This is a genomic window from Ruegeria sp. CDSA141 (assembly GCF_059612005.1).
Window position 1 is genome coordinate 99,350 of sequence record NZ_JBXWPT010000002.1, and the last position, 14,812, is coordinate 114,161.

At 57.8% G+C, this 14,812-nt stretch carries 16 protein-coding genes; 13 read left to right on the top strand and 3 right to left on the bottom strand.

The window, feature by feature from the left end; genetic code table 11:
- The first annotated feature begins 62 nt into the window (after positions 1-62).
- Genes AC2FLP_RS04420 through preA form a run of 3 tightly spaced genes read left to right on the top strand, consistent with a single transcriptional unit; the run spans position 63 to position 3,603 of the window.
- Complete coding sequence (locus AC2FLP_RS04420; protein WP_496681782.1) at positions 63-1,397, top strand: NAD(P)-dependent oxidoreductase; 1,335 nt, start codon at positions 63-65, stop codon at positions 1,395-1,397.
- Positions 1,398-1,443: 46 nt separating this feature from the next.
- Complete coding sequence (locus tag AC2FLP_RS04425; RefSeq protein WP_496671733.1) at positions 1,444-2,280, top strand: methyltransferase domain-containing protein; 837 nt, start codon at positions 1,444-1,446, stop codon at positions 2,278-2,280.
- 18 nt (positions 2,281-2,298) lie between these two features.
- Positions 2,299-3,603: an NAD-dependent dihydropyrimidine dehydrogenase subunit PreA gene (gene preA / locus AC2FLP_RS04430; RefSeq protein ID WP_299896272.1), complete on the top strand. Its 1,305-nt coding sequence runs from the start codon at positions 2,299-2,301 to the stop codon at positions 3,601-3,603.
- Positions 3,604-3,650: 47 nt separating this feature from the next.
- Here preA and AC2FLP_RS04435 read toward each other — a convergent pair whose 3' ends face one another.
- Entirely contained in the window at positions 3,651-4,259 is a 609-nt protein-coding gene (locus AC2FLP_RS04435) for a TetR family transcriptional regulator C-terminal domain-containing protein (RefSeq protein WP_496681784.1), read from the bottom strand.
- A gap of 172 nt (positions 4,260-4,431) precedes the next feature.
- Between AC2FLP_RS04435 and AC2FLP_RS04440 the strand changes: the two genes are divergently transcribed.
- The 10 genes from AC2FLP_RS04440 (at position 4,432) to AC2FLP_RS04485 (ending at position 13,756) form a co-directional block, all read left to right on the top strand.
- On the top strand, positions 4,432-5,682 hold the full coding sequence (locus AC2FLP_RS04440; RefSeq protein WP_299896278.1) for a Zn-dependent hydrolase: 1,251 nt from the start codon (positions 4,432-4,434) through the stop codon (positions 5,680-5,682).
- A 92-nt stretch (positions 5,683-5,774) separates the two neighbouring features.
- The gene (gene hydA / locus AC2FLP_RS04445; RefSeq protein WP_496681787.1) at positions 5,775-7,229 is read left to right on the top strand and encodes a dihydropyrimidinase; all 1,455 of its coding nucleotides are present in this window, start codon (positions 5,775-5,777) and stop codon (positions 7,227-7,229) included.
- A gap of 55 nt (positions 7,230-7,284) precedes the next feature.
- A complete protein-coding gene (locus AC2FLP_RS04450) occupies positions 7,285-8,082 on the top strand; it encodes an ABC transporter ATP-binding protein (protein ID WP_496681789.1) in 798 nt (265 codons plus the stop codon).
- Positions 8,072-8,515 carry a GNAT family N-acetyltransferase gene (locus tag AC2FLP_RS04455; protein WP_299896287.1) on the top strand — a complete coding sequence of 148 codons (444 nt, stop codon included), beginning with the start codon at positions 8,072-8,074 and terminating at the stop codon, positions 8,513-8,515. Before AC2FLP_RS04450 ends, AC2FLP_RS04455 begins: the two co-directional genes overlap by 11 nt.
- On the top strand, positions 8,512-9,429 hold the full coding sequence (locus AC2FLP_RS04460; RefSeq protein WP_117869265.1) for an ABC transporter permease: 918 nt from the start codon (positions 8,512-8,514) through the stop codon (positions 9,427-9,429). The genes AC2FLP_RS04455 and AC2FLP_RS04460 overlap by 4 nt, the downstream gene beginning before the upstream one ends.
- On the top strand, positions 9,426-10,271 hold the full coding sequence (locus AC2FLP_RS04465; RefSeq protein ID WP_496681794.1) for an ABC transporter permease: 846 nt from the start codon (positions 9,426-9,428) through the stop codon (positions 10,269-10,271). Before AC2FLP_RS04460 ends, AC2FLP_RS04465 begins: the two co-directional genes overlap by 4 nt.
- A gap of 59 nt (positions 10,272-10,330) precedes the next feature.
- Positions 10,331-11,320 (top strand): ABC transporter substrate-binding protein, encoded by a 990-nt coding sequence (locus tag AC2FLP_RS04470; RefSeq protein WP_171613730.1) that lies wholly within the window; start codon positions 10,331-10,333, stop codon positions 11,318-11,320.
- Positions 11,321-11,477: 157 nt separating this feature from the next.
- Complete coding sequence (locus AC2FLP_RS04475; RefSeq protein WP_117869262.1) at positions 11,478-12,191, top strand: ABC transporter permease; 714 nt, start codon at positions 11,478-11,480, stop codon at positions 12,189-12,191.
- Positions 12,184-12,918: an ATP-binding cassette domain-containing protein gene (locus tag AC2FLP_RS04480; RefSeq protein WP_299896300.1), complete on the top strand. Its 735-nt coding sequence runs from the start codon at positions 12,184-12,186 to the stop codon at positions 12,916-12,918. The genes AC2FLP_RS04475 and AC2FLP_RS04480 overlap by 8 nt, the downstream gene beginning before the upstream one ends.
- 22 nt (positions 12,919-12,940) lie before the next feature.
- The gene (locus AC2FLP_RS04485; protein ID WP_299896302.1) at positions 12,941-13,756 is read left to right on the top strand and encodes an ABC transporter substrate-binding protein; all 816 of its coding nucleotides are present in this window, start codon (positions 12,941-12,943) and stop codon (positions 13,754-13,756) included.
- 48 nt (positions 13,757-13,804) lie between these two features.
- On the opposite strand, the gene AC2FLP_RS04490 is transcribed toward AC2FLP_RS04485, so the two are convergent.
- The gene (locus AC2FLP_RS04490) at positions 13,805-14,677 is read right to left on the bottom strand and encodes a substrate-binding domain-containing protein (RefSeq protein WP_496681798.1); all 873 of its coding nucleotides are present in this window, start codon (positions 14,675-14,677) and stop codon (positions 13,805-13,807) included.
- Positions 14,678-14,803, bottom strand: a complete 126-nt coding sequence (locus tag AC2FLP_RS04495) for a hypothetical protein (RefSeq protein WP_256369669.1) — start codon at positions 14,801-14,803, stop codon at positions 14,678-14,680.
- Positions 14,804-14,812 lie beyond the last annotated feature (9 nt).

Sequence of the window (14,812 nt, forward strand, 5' to 3'; positions counted from 1 at the left end):
GATAAAAAATTTATTTGTGGCAAGCTGAGAGCATAACAAACATATCTACAGGGAGTAGAGTGATGGCACAGGGCCAGATGGCACCCGGTATCGTAGCCGGGCGGCTTTCAAGCGATGAGCTGACCTCAAATTTCACCGATCTGCATCCGCCACTTGCGCAGCATGAGGCCGCAGTAGCCGCAGATCGCTGTTATTTTTGCTACGACGCACCATGCGTTACGGCCTGTCCAACGGATATCGATATCCCGTTGTTCATTCGCCTGATTCAAGCCGGTCAACCGCAATCAGCAGGGCGCACGATCCTGGAACAGAACATTCTGGGCGGAATGTGCGCTCGGGTCTGTCCAACCGAAACACTGTGCGAAGAGGCCTGTGTTCGCGAAGCCGCCGAAGGCAAACCGGTTGAAATCGGGCGCCTGCAACGTTTTGCCACCGATGAAATCATGGCCTCGGGTGTGCATCCGTTCGAACGTGCGCCTTCGACCGGTAAGACAGTTGCGGTTGTGGGGGCTGGGCCTGCGGGTCTGGCATGCGCCCACCGGCTGGCCATGCTGGGCCATGATGTGGTGATCCATGAAAGCAAGCCCAAACCCGGCGGCCTGAATGAATACGGTATTGCGGCCTACAAATCGACCAACGATTTTGCACAGGCCGAGGTGGACTGGCTGCTGAAAATCGGCGGGATTGCAATCGAGACCGGTTCGGTTTTGGGCGAAAGCATCTCATTGGATGGGCTGGTCGAAAACTACGACGCGGTGTTTCTGTCCATTGGTCTTGCTGGCGTCAACGCCCTGCGTGCAGGCGGTGTCGATAAAGACGGAGTACGGGCTGCGGTCGATTTCATCTCGGACGTGCGGCAGGCCAGTGACCTCGCCAATCTGCCCGTTGGGCGGAATGTGGTCGTTATCGGCGGAGGCATGACCGCGGTGGATGCTGCTGTGAAGTCCAAGCTTCTGGGAGCAGAACATGTGACCATTGCCTATCGTCGTGGCCGCGACGCTATGGGGGCCAGCCGGTACGAGCAGGATCTGGCAGCGTCGCACGGTGTTCGGATTTTGACAAATGTTCAGCCAGTGGCCGTACACGGCAACGGTGCAGCGGCCGAGATTGAGTTGGAATATACATCCAGCCAGAACGGTCAGCTCACTGGAACCGGAGAGATGATCCGCCTGCCAGCAGATCAAGTGCTCAAGGCTATTGGGCAGACGCTGGAAGGTACACCGGACGGGCTGACGCTGGACGGCAACAAGATAGCCGTCAGCGGGGCTGGCCGAACCTCCTTGGCTGGTGTCTGGGCTGGTGGTGACTGTGCTGCGGGTGGCGAAGACCTGACCGTAACCGCTGTTGCCGAAGGTCGGGACGCGGCGATGGACATCCACGCGACGCTCTTTTCGTGATAGGGTGGGGTATTCACCCCATTCCTTTCGCTGCTGAGGTATTCCCATGTCCCAGATCGAACAAGCTGTTGCTCAACACTATACCACCGGTGCACTGACCGAACGCGTCCGCGCGGCACTGGAGGCCAGCGGCATCGACCCGGATGCGGCCACGGTCGCTGATCTGAAGGCTGGGGATGAGTTCCATACAGGCGGCGTTCTTGCAACCGACAACCTGTTTGCGCAGCTTTCGCCGACCCATGCGACACGTGTTCTGGATGTCGGATGCGGCATCGGAGGCACATCCCGGTACATAGTGGACAAATATGATTCAACGGTAACAGGGGTCGACCTGACACCAGAGTTCGTTGAAACCGCCGCCGCGCTCAGTGATCTGGTCGGTCATTCTGAAAAGGCCAGCTTTCACGTTGGCAGTGCACTGGACATGCCTGTGCCGGATGCGGGGTTCGACCTTGCGGTCATGATGCATGTGGGCATGAACATCGAAAGTAAGGCCGGGCTGTTTGCGGAAGTGTCGCGGGCGCTCTCCACGGGCGGAACCTTTGCCCTGTTCGACGTCATGGGCGGAGAGGTGGATGAGCCGCTGGCTTTTCCGCTTCCCTGGTCCACTTTGCCAGAAACCTCCTTTGTTCACGCGCCGGATGTCTATAAGGACGCCGCAAAGAAGGCTGGTCTTGAATTGGTTACCGAAACAGACCGCACCGCGTTTGCGATCCAATTCTTCGAGGACGTGTTTGCCAAGATAGCCGAGACCGGACCAGCACCGCTGGGTATCCACCTGATGATGGGCGAAACGGCGCCCGAAAAGTTCCAAAACTACGTCAAAAACCTCAAGGCCGGGCGCATTCGCCCGACCGAAATGATATTCAAAAAAACCGGCTGAGCCGGGAAGGGAGAAGCCATGGCCGATCTGACGACAAACTTTCTGGGCATTTCCAGCCCCAACCCGTACTGGCTGGCCTCTGCGCCGCCGACGGACAAGGAATACAACGTTCGCCGCGCGTTCGAAGCGGGATGGGGCGGCGTTGTCTGGAAAACTCTTGGGTCCGAGGGACCTCCGGTCGTGAACGTGAATGGCCCGCGTTATGGCGCAATTTATGGCGCTGATCGCAGATTGCTGGGCCTTAACAATATTGAACTGATCACTGATCGTCCGCTTGAGGTAAACCTTGAGGAAATGGCGCGGGTCAAATCAGATTACCCGGACCGTGCTCTGATCGCGTCAATCATGGTGCCATGCGAGGAAGAGGCGTGGAAGGCGATACTGCCGCGTGTGGCTGAGACTGGTGCCGACGGGATCGAGCTGAACTTCGGCTGTCCGCATGGGATGAGCGAACGCGGTATGGGCTCGGCCGTTGGGCAGGTTCCTGAATATATCGAGATGGTCACACGCTGGTGCAAGAAATACTATGACCGCCCGGTCATCGTGAAGCTTACGCCAAACATAACTGACATCCGTAAACCGGCTGCGGCCGCCAGAAATGGCGGCGCGGATGCGGTGTCGCTGATCAACACAATCAATTCGATCACCAGCGTCAATCTGGACACGTTCAGCCCTGAACCTTCGATTGACGGCAGGGGTAGTCACGGTGGGTATTGCGGCCCGGCAGTAAAGCCGATTGCCCTGTCGATGGTGTCCGAGATCGCGCGGGCCGAGGCGACGCGAGGCCTACCCATTTCCGGCATCGGCGGCGTCACCACATGGCGCGATGCGGCCGAGTTCATCTCGTTGGGCTGTGGCAACGTTCAGGTGTGTACAGCCGCGATGACCTATGGCTTCAAGATCATCGACGAACTGACTGCGGGTCTGTCGGAATGGATGGACGAAAAGGGATATTCAAGCGTCGACGAGGTGATCGGGCGCGCGGTGCCCAATGTCACCGACTGGCAGTATCTGAACCTCAACTACATCGCCAAAGCCAAGATCGATCAGGATCAGTGCATCAAGTGTGGCCGGTGTTACGCGGCCTGTGAAGACACCAGCCATCAGGCGATTTCCATGTCCGAGGACCGCGTCTTCGAGGTGATGGATGACGAATGCGTCGCCTGTAACCTCTGCGTCGATGTTTGCCCGATCGAAGGCTGCATCGATATGGTGCCGATGGCAGCGGGCGAGGTTGATCTCCGAACCGGAAAAGAAGTTCAGCCAACTTATGCGAACTGGACGACGCATCCGAACAACCCCATGGCCAAAGCGGCCGAATGAGGGGATTGCGACAGATCGTCAAGGGGCCGTTTTTGCGGCCCCTTTTTTCAGGGGCTCAGAAGTTTTCGGTACAACGTATCAACAAAGGTTTCTGCGCCCTCGAACGGATCTTCGTTGCCCAGAATTGCACGAACCTGAACATCGAAATCGGCATAGTGCTGTGTCAAGGCCCAGATCGAAAACATCAGGTGGTAGGGATGCACTCGTGCGATTTTTTCTTGATCCATCCAGCCGGTAAGGATCGTGGTCTTTTCGTCGACCAGTGCCTTGAGATCATAGGACAAAGCATCATGAATGCGCGGCGCGCCCTGCACAAGCTCGTTGGCGAATAGGCGGCTTTCGCGTGGTAACTCCTGACTCATCTGCAACTTGCGCCGAATGTATGCCAGGATTTCTTCCATTGGATCGCCGTTTGCGTCCAGGTCGTGCAGCGGGGCCAGCCAAGTCTCTAACAACCCGGAAAGCAGCTCTGTATGGATCGCCTCTTTTGAAGGGAAATAATACAGCAGGTTCGGTTTGCTCAAACCCGCTTCGGCCGCAATCTGATCAACGGTTGCTCCGCGAAACCCGTGAGCAGAAAACACGTTCAGGGCAGCCTCTAGAATCGCAGCACGGTTCTTTTTCTGAATGCGAGTCGGTGCGCGGTCTTTTGGCATGTTTTCAACGTGTCTCTTTTTTCGTCGAACAGGTGCGGAATGCACTGAAAATTTCAGCCGTGCCGCGCAAATTCTTGACTGATACCGAACCCGTGATAGCGTGAGTTTGACCATATGGTCAAATCAAGACACCAAAAGCGAGCTAAATCGCAAGCAAACAGGGAAGATGAACATGGCACCTCCGGCGCAGAATCTCAGGATCAATGGCGACAGGTTGTGGGACAGCCTGATGGAGATGGCCAAGATCGGTCCGGGTGTCGCCGGTGGCAACAATCGCCAGACCCTGACGGATGAAGACGCGGAAGGCCGCGCCCTGTTCCAGAAGTGGTGCGAGGAAGCGGGCTGTACCATGGGGCTCGATCAGATGGGCAACATGTTCGCCCTCCGCGAAGGCACCGACCCGGACGCGTTGCCGGTTTACGTGGGATCGCATCTGGATACGCAGCCTACAGGCGGTAAATACGATGGTGTGCTGGGTGTCTTGGGTGGGCTGGAACTGATCCGGACGCTGAACGACCTGGGGATCAAGACAAAACATCCGATCGTCGCCACCAACTGGACAAACGAAGAAGGTACGCGTTACGCACCGGCTATGCTATCCTCGGGCGTGTTTGCAGGGATGCACACGCAGGATTGGGCATATAACCGCGAAGACGCTGAGGGCAAAAAGTTCGGGGATGAGTTGAACCGTATCGGCTGGCGAGGCGATGAAGAGGTGGGCGCCCGCAAGATGCATGCGTTCTTTGAGTTGCATATCGAACAGGGGCCGATCCTTGAAGCCGAAGGCAACGATATCGGCGTCGTCACCCATGGACAGGGGCTGAGTTGGACGCAGATCACGGTAACGGGCAAGGATGCTCATACCGGGTCGACACCGATGCCGATGCGCAAGAATGCCGGGCTGGCCATGGCGCGGATCCTGGAAAAAGTCGACGAGATCGCCTGGTCTCATGCTCCGCATGCGGTGGGTGCGGCGGGGCATATCGATGTCTATCCGAACTCACGCAATGTGATCCCGGGCAAGGTGGTGTTTACGGTCGATTTCCGCTCGCCCGAGCTGGAGGTGATCACCGACATGGAAAACCGCCTGCGGGTGGCTGCCGAGGATATCGTTGACGAGATGGGCCTTCAGATCGAATTCGAGAAAGTCGGTGGGTTCGATCCGGTGAAATTTGACGATGCTTGCGTGTCTGCCGTGCGAAACGCAGCCGAACGGCTGGGCTATTCGCACACCGATATCATTTCGGGTGCGGGGCATGACGCCTGTTGGATCAACAGGGTTGCTCCGACCGCGATGGTCATGTGCCCCTGTGTTGATGGGCTGAGCCATAACGAGGCCGAGGAAATCAGCAAGGAATGGGCGGCAGCCGGGGCGGATGTTCTGCTGCACGCCGTGGTCGAGACTGCCAAAATCGTGGAATAGGGGGCGCTGCCCCCGTCGCCCCGAGGGCGACTCCCCCGGGATATTTTTGGCCAGATGAAGCAAGCGGCGTAGACCGCATCAGGGAGTTCAAAATGAGTACTGTTATCAAAAACGGAACCGTTGTCACTGCGGACCTGACTTACAAGGCGGACGTATTGGTCGACGGTGGCGTGATCACCGAAATCGGTATGAACCTGACGGGCGATAAGGAGCTGGACGCAACCGGCTGTTTTGTGATGCCGGGCGGGATTGATCCCCATACCCATCTCGAAATGCCGTTCATGGGCACTTATTCCAGCGATGACTTTGAAAGCGGGACGCGGGCGGCGTTGGCCGGCGGCACGACGATGGTTGTCGATTTTGCTCTTCCCAACCCTGGTGAAAGCCTGCTGGATGCACTGAAACGTTGGGACAACAAGTCGACACGGGCGAATTGTGACTATTCGTTCCACATGGCGGTGACCTGGTGGGGAGAACAGGTGTTCGACGACATCAAAACCGTGATCGAGACGCGCGGTATCAACACCTTCAAACATTTCATGGCCTACAAGGGTGCGCTGATGGTGAATGATGATGAGCTGTTCGCCTCGTTCAAGCGTCTTGCGGAGCTTGGCGGTACTGCCCTGGTTCATGCCGAGAACGGGGATGTGGTGGCAGAACTGAGTGCCAAGCTGCTTGCCGAAGGGAACACCGGCCCCGAAGCACATGCGTATTCCCGCCCGCCGCAGGTGGAAGGTGAAGCCACCAACCGGGCGATCATGATTGCGGACATGGCGGGTGTGCCGCTTTACGTTGTACACACCTCGTGTGAAGAGGCGCATGAAGCTATCCGCCGGGCGAAAATGCAGGGTAAGCGAGTGTGGGGAGAGCCCCTGATCCAGCACCTGACATTGGACGAAAGTGAATACTTCAATCAGGATTGGGACCACGCGGCGCGACGGGTCATGAGCCCTCCGTTCCGGAACAAACAGCATCAGGACAGTCTGTGGAATGGCCTGCAATCCGGAACGTTGAGCGTGGTTGCAACCGATCATTGCGCCTTCACAACCGAACAGAAACGCTTTGGCGTTGGGGATTTCACCAAGATCCCGAACGGCACCGGCGGGCTGGAAGATCGGATGCCGATGCTGTGGACGCATGGGGTCAACACAGGGCGCCTGACGCCGAATGAATTCGTAGCTGTTACTTCTACAAACATTGCCAAGATTTTGAATTGCTATCCTAAAAAGGGCGCCGTTCTGGTAGGTGCAGATGCTGATCTTGTCGTTTGGGATCCTGAGAAATCCAAAACGATCAGTGCCGGTTTCCAGCAATCCTCGATTGATTACAACGTGTTTGAGGGCAAGGAGGTCAAAGGTCTGCCACGCTTTACCCTGACACGGGGACAGGTGGCGGTGCATGACGGTGAAATCCGCACGCAGGAAGGTCATGGGGACTTTGTCGCGCGCGAGGCGAACACTACCGTCAACAAGGCGCTGAGCACCTGGAAAGAGCTGACGGCCCCAAGGCCTGTCGAGCGGACGGGAATTCCGGCGACCGGTGTTTGATCAGTTGGGGCGGCCTTGCCGGCGGCCCTGGCACCACTCTTCTCAAGGCAATAAAATGAACACTGAAAGCACGACCCGGCCCGTCATCGAGGCAAGGCAGCTAGACCTGACATTCCAGACCAACGATGGGCCAGTACACGCCCTCAAGGACGTGAACCTGACAATTGAAAAGGGCGATTTCGTCAGTTTCATCGGTCCGTCCGGTTGTGGCAAAACCACCTTTCTGCGCTGCATCGCAGCCCTTGAGATACCTACGGGCGGGACGCTGACCGTCAATGGCATGACCCCCGATGAGGCGCGTCGAAACCGGGCGTACGGGTATGTCTTTCAGGCTGCGGGCCTTTATCCCTGGCGCACAATTGCCAAGAACATAAAACTGCCTCTTGAGATAATGGGATTCACCGCTGTCGAACAGAATGAGCAGGTGAAAAGGGTGCTGGAACTTGTTGATCTGGAAGGGTTTGGCGGCAAGTTTCCCTGGCAGTTGTCGGGCGGGATGCAGCAGAGGGCCAGTATCGCGCGTGCCCTTGCCTTCGATGCGGATATCCTGCTGATGGACGAGCCGTTCGGGGCGCTGGATGAGATCGTGCGGGACCACCTGAACGAGCAGCTTCTTGAGCTCTGGGCGCGGACGGAAAAGACGATCGGATTCGTGACACACTCCATTCCCGAGGCGGTTTACCTGAGCACAAAGATCGTGGTGATGAGCCCGCGGCCTGGGCGGATTGCTGATGTGATTGACAGCCCGTTGCCCAAGGAGCGGCCGCTGGATATTCGTGACACTCCGGAGTTCATTGAGGTCGCGCATCGCGTCCGGGAAGGTTTGCGGGGTGGGCATTCCAATGACGACTAAGCTGAATGCGGATAGGATCCGGCGCGCGGTTCCAGGTGATGTGCCAGCCTGCGCCAGGGTTGTTCATGACTGGGTCACGCAAACAGACTGGATGCCCGATGAACTGCCGGTAGAAGAGCTGGCGAAACTGATCAGCGACGCATTCGACGACCGTGAAATGTGGGTCGCCGGTGATCCGGTCGATTGCTACATGTCAGTGGACCCGGCACAGAACAAAATCGGTGCGCTGTATTGCGGCCGGAGGGGACAGGGTATCGGCAAGCGCTTTGTCGACAAAGCAAAAGAGGGCCGCGATTTTCTCTGTCTGACGACGCACCGGCCCAATACATCGGCGCAACGCTTTTATCGCCGCGAAGGGTTCGAAGTGACGGCCGAAGAGCCCCCCGTGCCGCCGGATACCGTGCCTGTCTATAGGATGGAGTGGCGTGCATGAAGCAGGTCATTGCCGTATTCACCGTCGTCGCCGCAATTGTTCTGTTCTGGTACGTGGCCTGCATTCCGATGAACATAAAGGGCGTGTTGACCGAACAGGAACGTGCGGGGGCCGTGGTGCAGCCGCCATCCGCCAAGGACCGGCGTGACATGTCCGAGGTTGGTCTTGTTTTGAACAACGCCTTCGCCATCCCGGCCACGTGGGAACAGGACAGGCCTCGACTGCCGGCCCCGCATCAGGTCGCCATCGAGATGTGGGAGACGACGGTCCAGAAAAAGATCACCTCGAAACGGTCGCTGATCTATCACGGCTGGGTCACGCTGAGTGCTACGATGCTGGGATTTGCGATTGGCACCGGGCTGGGCATTCTGCTCGCAGTCGGGATCGTGCATAGCCGCGTGATGGATTTGTCGGTCATGCCCTGGGCGATTGTGAGTCAGACTATTCCGATCATCGCGCTTGCGCCGATGATCATTGTTGTTCTGTACTCCATTGGTATTCAAGGGATCATTCCCAAGGCGATTATATCGGCCTATCTGAGTTTCTTTCCGGTTGTTGTTGGCATGGTCAAAGGATTGCGCAGTCCTGATGCGATGCAACTGGACTTGTTGCGGACGTATAACGCAAGCCGGTCTCAGGGTTTCTGGAAGCTGCAATTGCCTGCGTCGATGCCGTATCTGTTCACGTCGCTCAAGATTGGGATCGCTGCATCGCTGGTCGGTGCCATTGTTGGTGAGCTTCCGACAGGCGCCGTCGCAGGTCTGGGCGCGCGGTTGCTTGCCGGCAGCTATTACGGGCAAACGGTACAGATCTGGTCGGCCCTGTTTGCTGCAGCCATTCTGGCGGCGTGCCTGGTCGGGCTGCTGGGGCTGATTGAACGGGCCGTGCTGAAACGGATGGGGATGGCGCAATGATACTGGTTTTCTGTGCTATCCTGCTTTGGCTTTTTGGCTGGTGGTTGAACAGTCGGTTGGCCAGTGGGCCTTACGCCGATACCCGAATGGTGCGGTTTCTGGCCCCCTTGATCTTTGGGCTGACTGTCATCGGGATCTGGGAACTTTTGGTGCGCGGCCTTGAGGTTCCACTGGTCATCCTGCCAGCGCCATCGGTGATTGCGGTGCGGTTTGCGGACAGCCTTCCGATCCTGTGGGCTGACTTTGTGCAGACCATCATCAAGGGCGCGTTAAGCGGCTATGTCATCGGGTGCTTTGCGGCCTTTCTGATGGCGATTGCGGTGGATCGCTGGGATTTCCTGCGTCTGGGCCTGTTGCCGGTCGGCAATTTCGTGGCCGCCCTGCCGATTGTCGGGACCGCCCCCATTCTGGTGATGTGGTTCGGGTTTGACTGGCATTCCAAAGCGGCGGTGGTGGTTGTGATGGTGTTCTTTCCGATGCTCGTGAACACCGTGGCCGGGCTGCGTGAGGCCACCTCGATGCAGCGCGACCTGATGGAGACTTATGCCGCAACCTATTGGCAGAGCTTTTTGAAGTTGCGACTGCCTGCGGCGATGCCCTTCATTTTCAACGGGCTGAAGATTTCCACCACTTTGGCGCTGATCGGCGCTATCGTGGCTGAGTTCTTCGGTTCACCGACACTTGGTATGGGGTTCCGGATATCTACCAGCGTCGGGCAACTGTCATTAGACATGGTCTGGGCCGAAATCGTTGTTGCGGCACTCGCAGGTACAGCTTTTTATGGTCTGGTGGCGGGGGTCGAAAAAGTGGTGACCTTCTGGCACCCGTCACAGCGCGGATAAAACAAGGAAATCAACAGACCCCGAAATTGGGGCACAACAAGCAACTAGGAGAATTGAAGATGAACAAGCTACTCAGCGGGGCGGTTGCCGCCTTTGGTCTGGCAGCCAGTGCGGCGCTGGCTGCGGACGAGGTGACATTGCAACTGAAGTGGGTCACGCAAGCACAATTCGCGGGCTACTACGTTGCCAAGGACAAGGGCTTTTACGAAGAAGAGGGGCTGGACGTCACCATTCTTCCCGGCGGACCTGACATCGCTCCGACGCAAGTGATTGCAGGCGGTGGCGCTGATGTCACCGTCGAATGGATGCCCGCCGCGCTTGCTGCTCGTGAAAAAGGGCTGCCGCTGGTGAACATCGCTCAACCGTTCAAAAGCTCTGGCATGATGCTGACCTGCTGGAAAGACGCTGGGATCTCGTCGCCCGAGGACCTCAAGAACCGCACGCTGGGTGTCTGGTTCTTTGGCAACGAGTTTCCGTTCATGAGCTGGATGAGCCAGTTGGGCATCAGCACTGATGGCAAAGGCGAAAACGGCGTGGAAGTTCTGAAGCAGGGCTTTAACGTGGACCCGTTGCTTCAGCGTCAGGCGGATTGCATCAGCACCATGACCTACAATGAATACTGGCAGGTCATTGATGCCGGTGTCAGCCCGGATGAACTGGTGACCTTCAAGTACGAAGACCAGGGCGTGGCGACGCTGGAAGATGGTCTTTACGTTCTGGAAGAGAACCTGAGCGATGCGGCCTTCACTGACAAGATGGAGCGGTTCGTTCGCGCGTCGATGAAGGGTTGGAAATATGCGGAGGAGAATCCAGACGAAGCGGCGGAAATCGTTTTGGAAAACGATGCAACCGGTGCCCAGACGGAAGAACACCAAAAGCGTATGATGGGTGAGATCGCCAAGTTGACCGCAGGGTCGAACGGAGCGCTGGACCCGGCTGATTTCGACCGCACTGTCAACACTCTGCTGGCAGGCGGTTCCGATCCGGTTATCACTAAAAAGCCCGAAGGGGCTTGGACGCATCAGATCACCGAAGCTGCGCTGAATTAACTTCAGCCCTCTATTCACGAATTGAGACGCGGTCCCAATCGGGGCCGCGTTTTTCATTTAGAATGCCGGATATGTGTCTGTACTTAAACCAAAAACAGAGTAGTATTTGCTTGTAAAAGAGCGCATTTCGTACGGAATGCAGAAAAAGTGGAAAAAAATGCAGGGATTTGCATCAGAATTCAGTTCTGCGATCGCTCTGATCTTTGAGGGAGACTCAGAGCTTTGGGCGATTGTGCTGTTGTCCCTTAAAGTATCCGTGTTTGCGGTTCTGATTTCTGCCCTGATTGGCATGCCTGTCGGTGCTTCTTTGGCTGTGGCCCGGTTTCCGGGACGGCGGATGCTGATCGTTCTGATGAACGCCTTGATGGGGTTCCCACCCGTGGTTGTGGGGTTGCTGGTCTATCTGATGCTGTCCCGTTCTGGCCCGCTGGGTGTGCTCGAGCTTTTGTATACCCCGACGGCAATGATCATCGCTCAGGTCGTGTTGGTCACTCCTATTGTTGCCGCGCTGACCCGACAGGTGGTCGAAATGCTGGCCGAGGAGTACTCTGAACAGTTGCGATCACTGGGCGTGTCACGGCTTGCATCGGTTCCTGTGCTGCTGTGGGATGCACGGCTGGCATTGGTCACGGCCTTGCTTGCGGGGTTTGGGCGCGCCATTGCCGAGGTGGGCGCGGTGATCATTGTGGGCGGCAACATCAACCATGTTACGCGCGTGATGACCACAACCATCGCGCTGGAAACCTCGAAGGGAAATCTGGCGCTGGCACTGGCCTTGGGGGCAATCCTGATTGGGATAGCGGTGGCCGTGAACGCGATGGTGAGCGCGGTCAGCCTGCGCGCCGAACAGGAGGGGGTGCGCCATGCGTGACCTGCTCTGCGACATGGTGAATTGCCTGAAGGTCGAGAACCTGCAAATCCGCAGTAGTGGCAAGGCGTTGTTGGACGTCTCGTCATTGGTATTGGATGGGCCGGGGCCAACCTTGATCCTTGGCCCCAACGGTGCAGGCAAAAGCCTGTTGCTGCGCTGTCTGCACGGGCTGATCACTCCGGATCGGGGGCAGGTCGTCCAGGATGGAAAACCGCTTGGCGCGGCACAAAAAGCCCGCCAGGCCATGGTGTTTCAGAAACCGGTTCTGCTGCGTCGATCAGTTGCGGCAAACCTTGACTTCGTTCTAAAGCGTCAAGGCATGGGGCGAACGGCACGAAAGGCCCGCACCGCCGAATTGCTGACCGAAGGCGGGCTGGACGGCAAGGCCAGACAACCCGCGCGATCATTGTCCGGAGGGGAAGCGCAGCGGTTGGCGATTCTACGGGCGCTGGCATTGAGCCCCGAGACTTTGTTTCTGGACGAGCCCACCAGCGCACTGGATCCAAGCGCGACTCAGATGATTGAACGAATGGTATTACGGGCTTCGGCTCGGGCTGTGCGGATCGTGATGGTGACGCATGATATCGGTCAGGCACGCCGTTTGGCCTCGGACGTGGTCATGATGCAGGGCGGACAAGTCGTGGAACACGGTGCGGCAAAACAGGTTTTGGATTCTCCCGAAAGCGATGCGTCGCGCCGCTATTTGGCGGGCGGATTGGTTACCTGAAAAAGAGAAAGAGGAGAGTGTGATGTTCCGGAAACCAATTCGGGCAGCGGTGATAGCTTTGGGCCTGTTGACCAGCACGGTTTCAGCAGAAGAACCATTTATTGTGGTGCAGTCGACAACGTCAACGCAGAACTCGGGACTGTTGGATTACATCCTGCCGTGGTTCGAAGCCGAATCAGGTATCGATGTCCGTGTTGTGGCAGTGGGCACCGGTCAGGCCATTCGCAACGCCATCAACGGGGACGGGGATGTTCTTTTGGTTCACTCCAAACCGGCCGAGGAGAAGTTCGTTGCTGACGGTTGGGGCGTGGAGCGGAAGGATCTGATGTATAATGATTTCGTTCTGATAGGCCCCAAGTCTGACCCTGCTGGAATTCGCGGCGGCACCGATGTGTTGGCCGCGCTCTCAAGAATCGCCGAGGCGGAAGTTCCGTTTGCATCTCGTGGTGACGACAGCGGAACGCACAAGGCCGAGCTGGGCCATTGGTCCGCGGCCGGGCTGGACCCTGCCGAGGCTTCGGGTGCTTGGTATCGCGAGACCGGATCTGGTATGGGGGCGACGCTGAACGTGGCCAGTGGAATGGATGCCTATACGCTGACGGATCGGGCCACGTGGTTGTCTTTTGGAAACCGGGGAAACCTTGGCGTTCTGGTCGAGGGGGATCCGCGCCTGTTCAATCAATACGGTGTGATCCTCGTGAATCCTGAAAAACACCCGCATGTGCGGGCAGCTGCCGGTCAACGCTTTATCGACTGGCTGACGGGGCCGGACGGGCAGGAGGCGATCGCGTCGTTCAGGCTGGACGGGCAGCAGGTGTTCTTTCCGAACGCCCAATAGCTGGCCTGCGGCAGAAGTACCATGACAAGGAACAAGGTGGATGATGGTTCACCCGCTGGCACCGTTGTGGTGTATCGTGCCCAGGCCTGACAGGTCGTAGCCACCGAATTCATGGGCCCTTTGCGCAAATTGATCCGAGCGCAGCAGCGTTATCAGTTTTTGCATTGGCGGATCAAAATATGACCTGCGCCAAATCGCCAAATCCAGCCTCTCGGAATGGGTGGGGACGAAACCCAGGTTGTAAAGCCCTGCCAAAGCACCCAACCCAAAGCCAACCTCGGCCTTTTGGTCGTGAAGGGCGATGGCCAGTTCCTCTTCGGTGCGTGCGCAGCCGGGGGTTACGTCCAGATCGTCTCGGCACATGCCATGTGCTTCAAGCTGTGTTTCGAACAGGCGTTGGCTGGCTGCACTGTCCTGACGCATGATTAGGCGGCGCGACTTGAGATCTTCGAATGTTCTGATATCCGATACGCCCGGGGCAAGAAGCAGCCCGCGCTTGCGCCGGGCGACTTCGTACAGGATCACCGGTGCTTCGCCAAGGGCGCCCCGAAGAGAGTCTTTGTTGAACCCTCCATCTTCGTGGATGTGCAACACCGCAGCCTGTGCGTTGCGTTCACTCAGCCTTGTCAGCCCGTCAAAAGAACCGTCGTAATAGGTGGCAAGCCCCGAACCGCTTTCGCGCAGCGCCCAGTCCAACAGGGGATCGTGGCTGCCGGCAACAATCTGGGGCAGGGGCGGTTCGGCAACCTGTGGACCGGATCGCGAAGCGTTGAGCCAGGCAAGAACCTCGGCGCGCGGGAACAGCAGTTTGCCCATGGCGCGCACGCAGGGCACCTCGCCTGACGAGGCGAGATCATAGGCTTTACGCTCGCCAATGCGCAGCAGATCGGCCAGTTCGCGGGTGGTCAGGTATTGCGACATTCAGTCGAGGCGCACGGCAGAGCCGGACGTGGCGTCGGCGGCGCTGAATCCGATCTGCTCCAGCACAAAAGGCGCTGCTACTGCAATGACGACCATTGCGGCGACTGCGGCAAGAAAGGCTTTCATGGTCTCCTC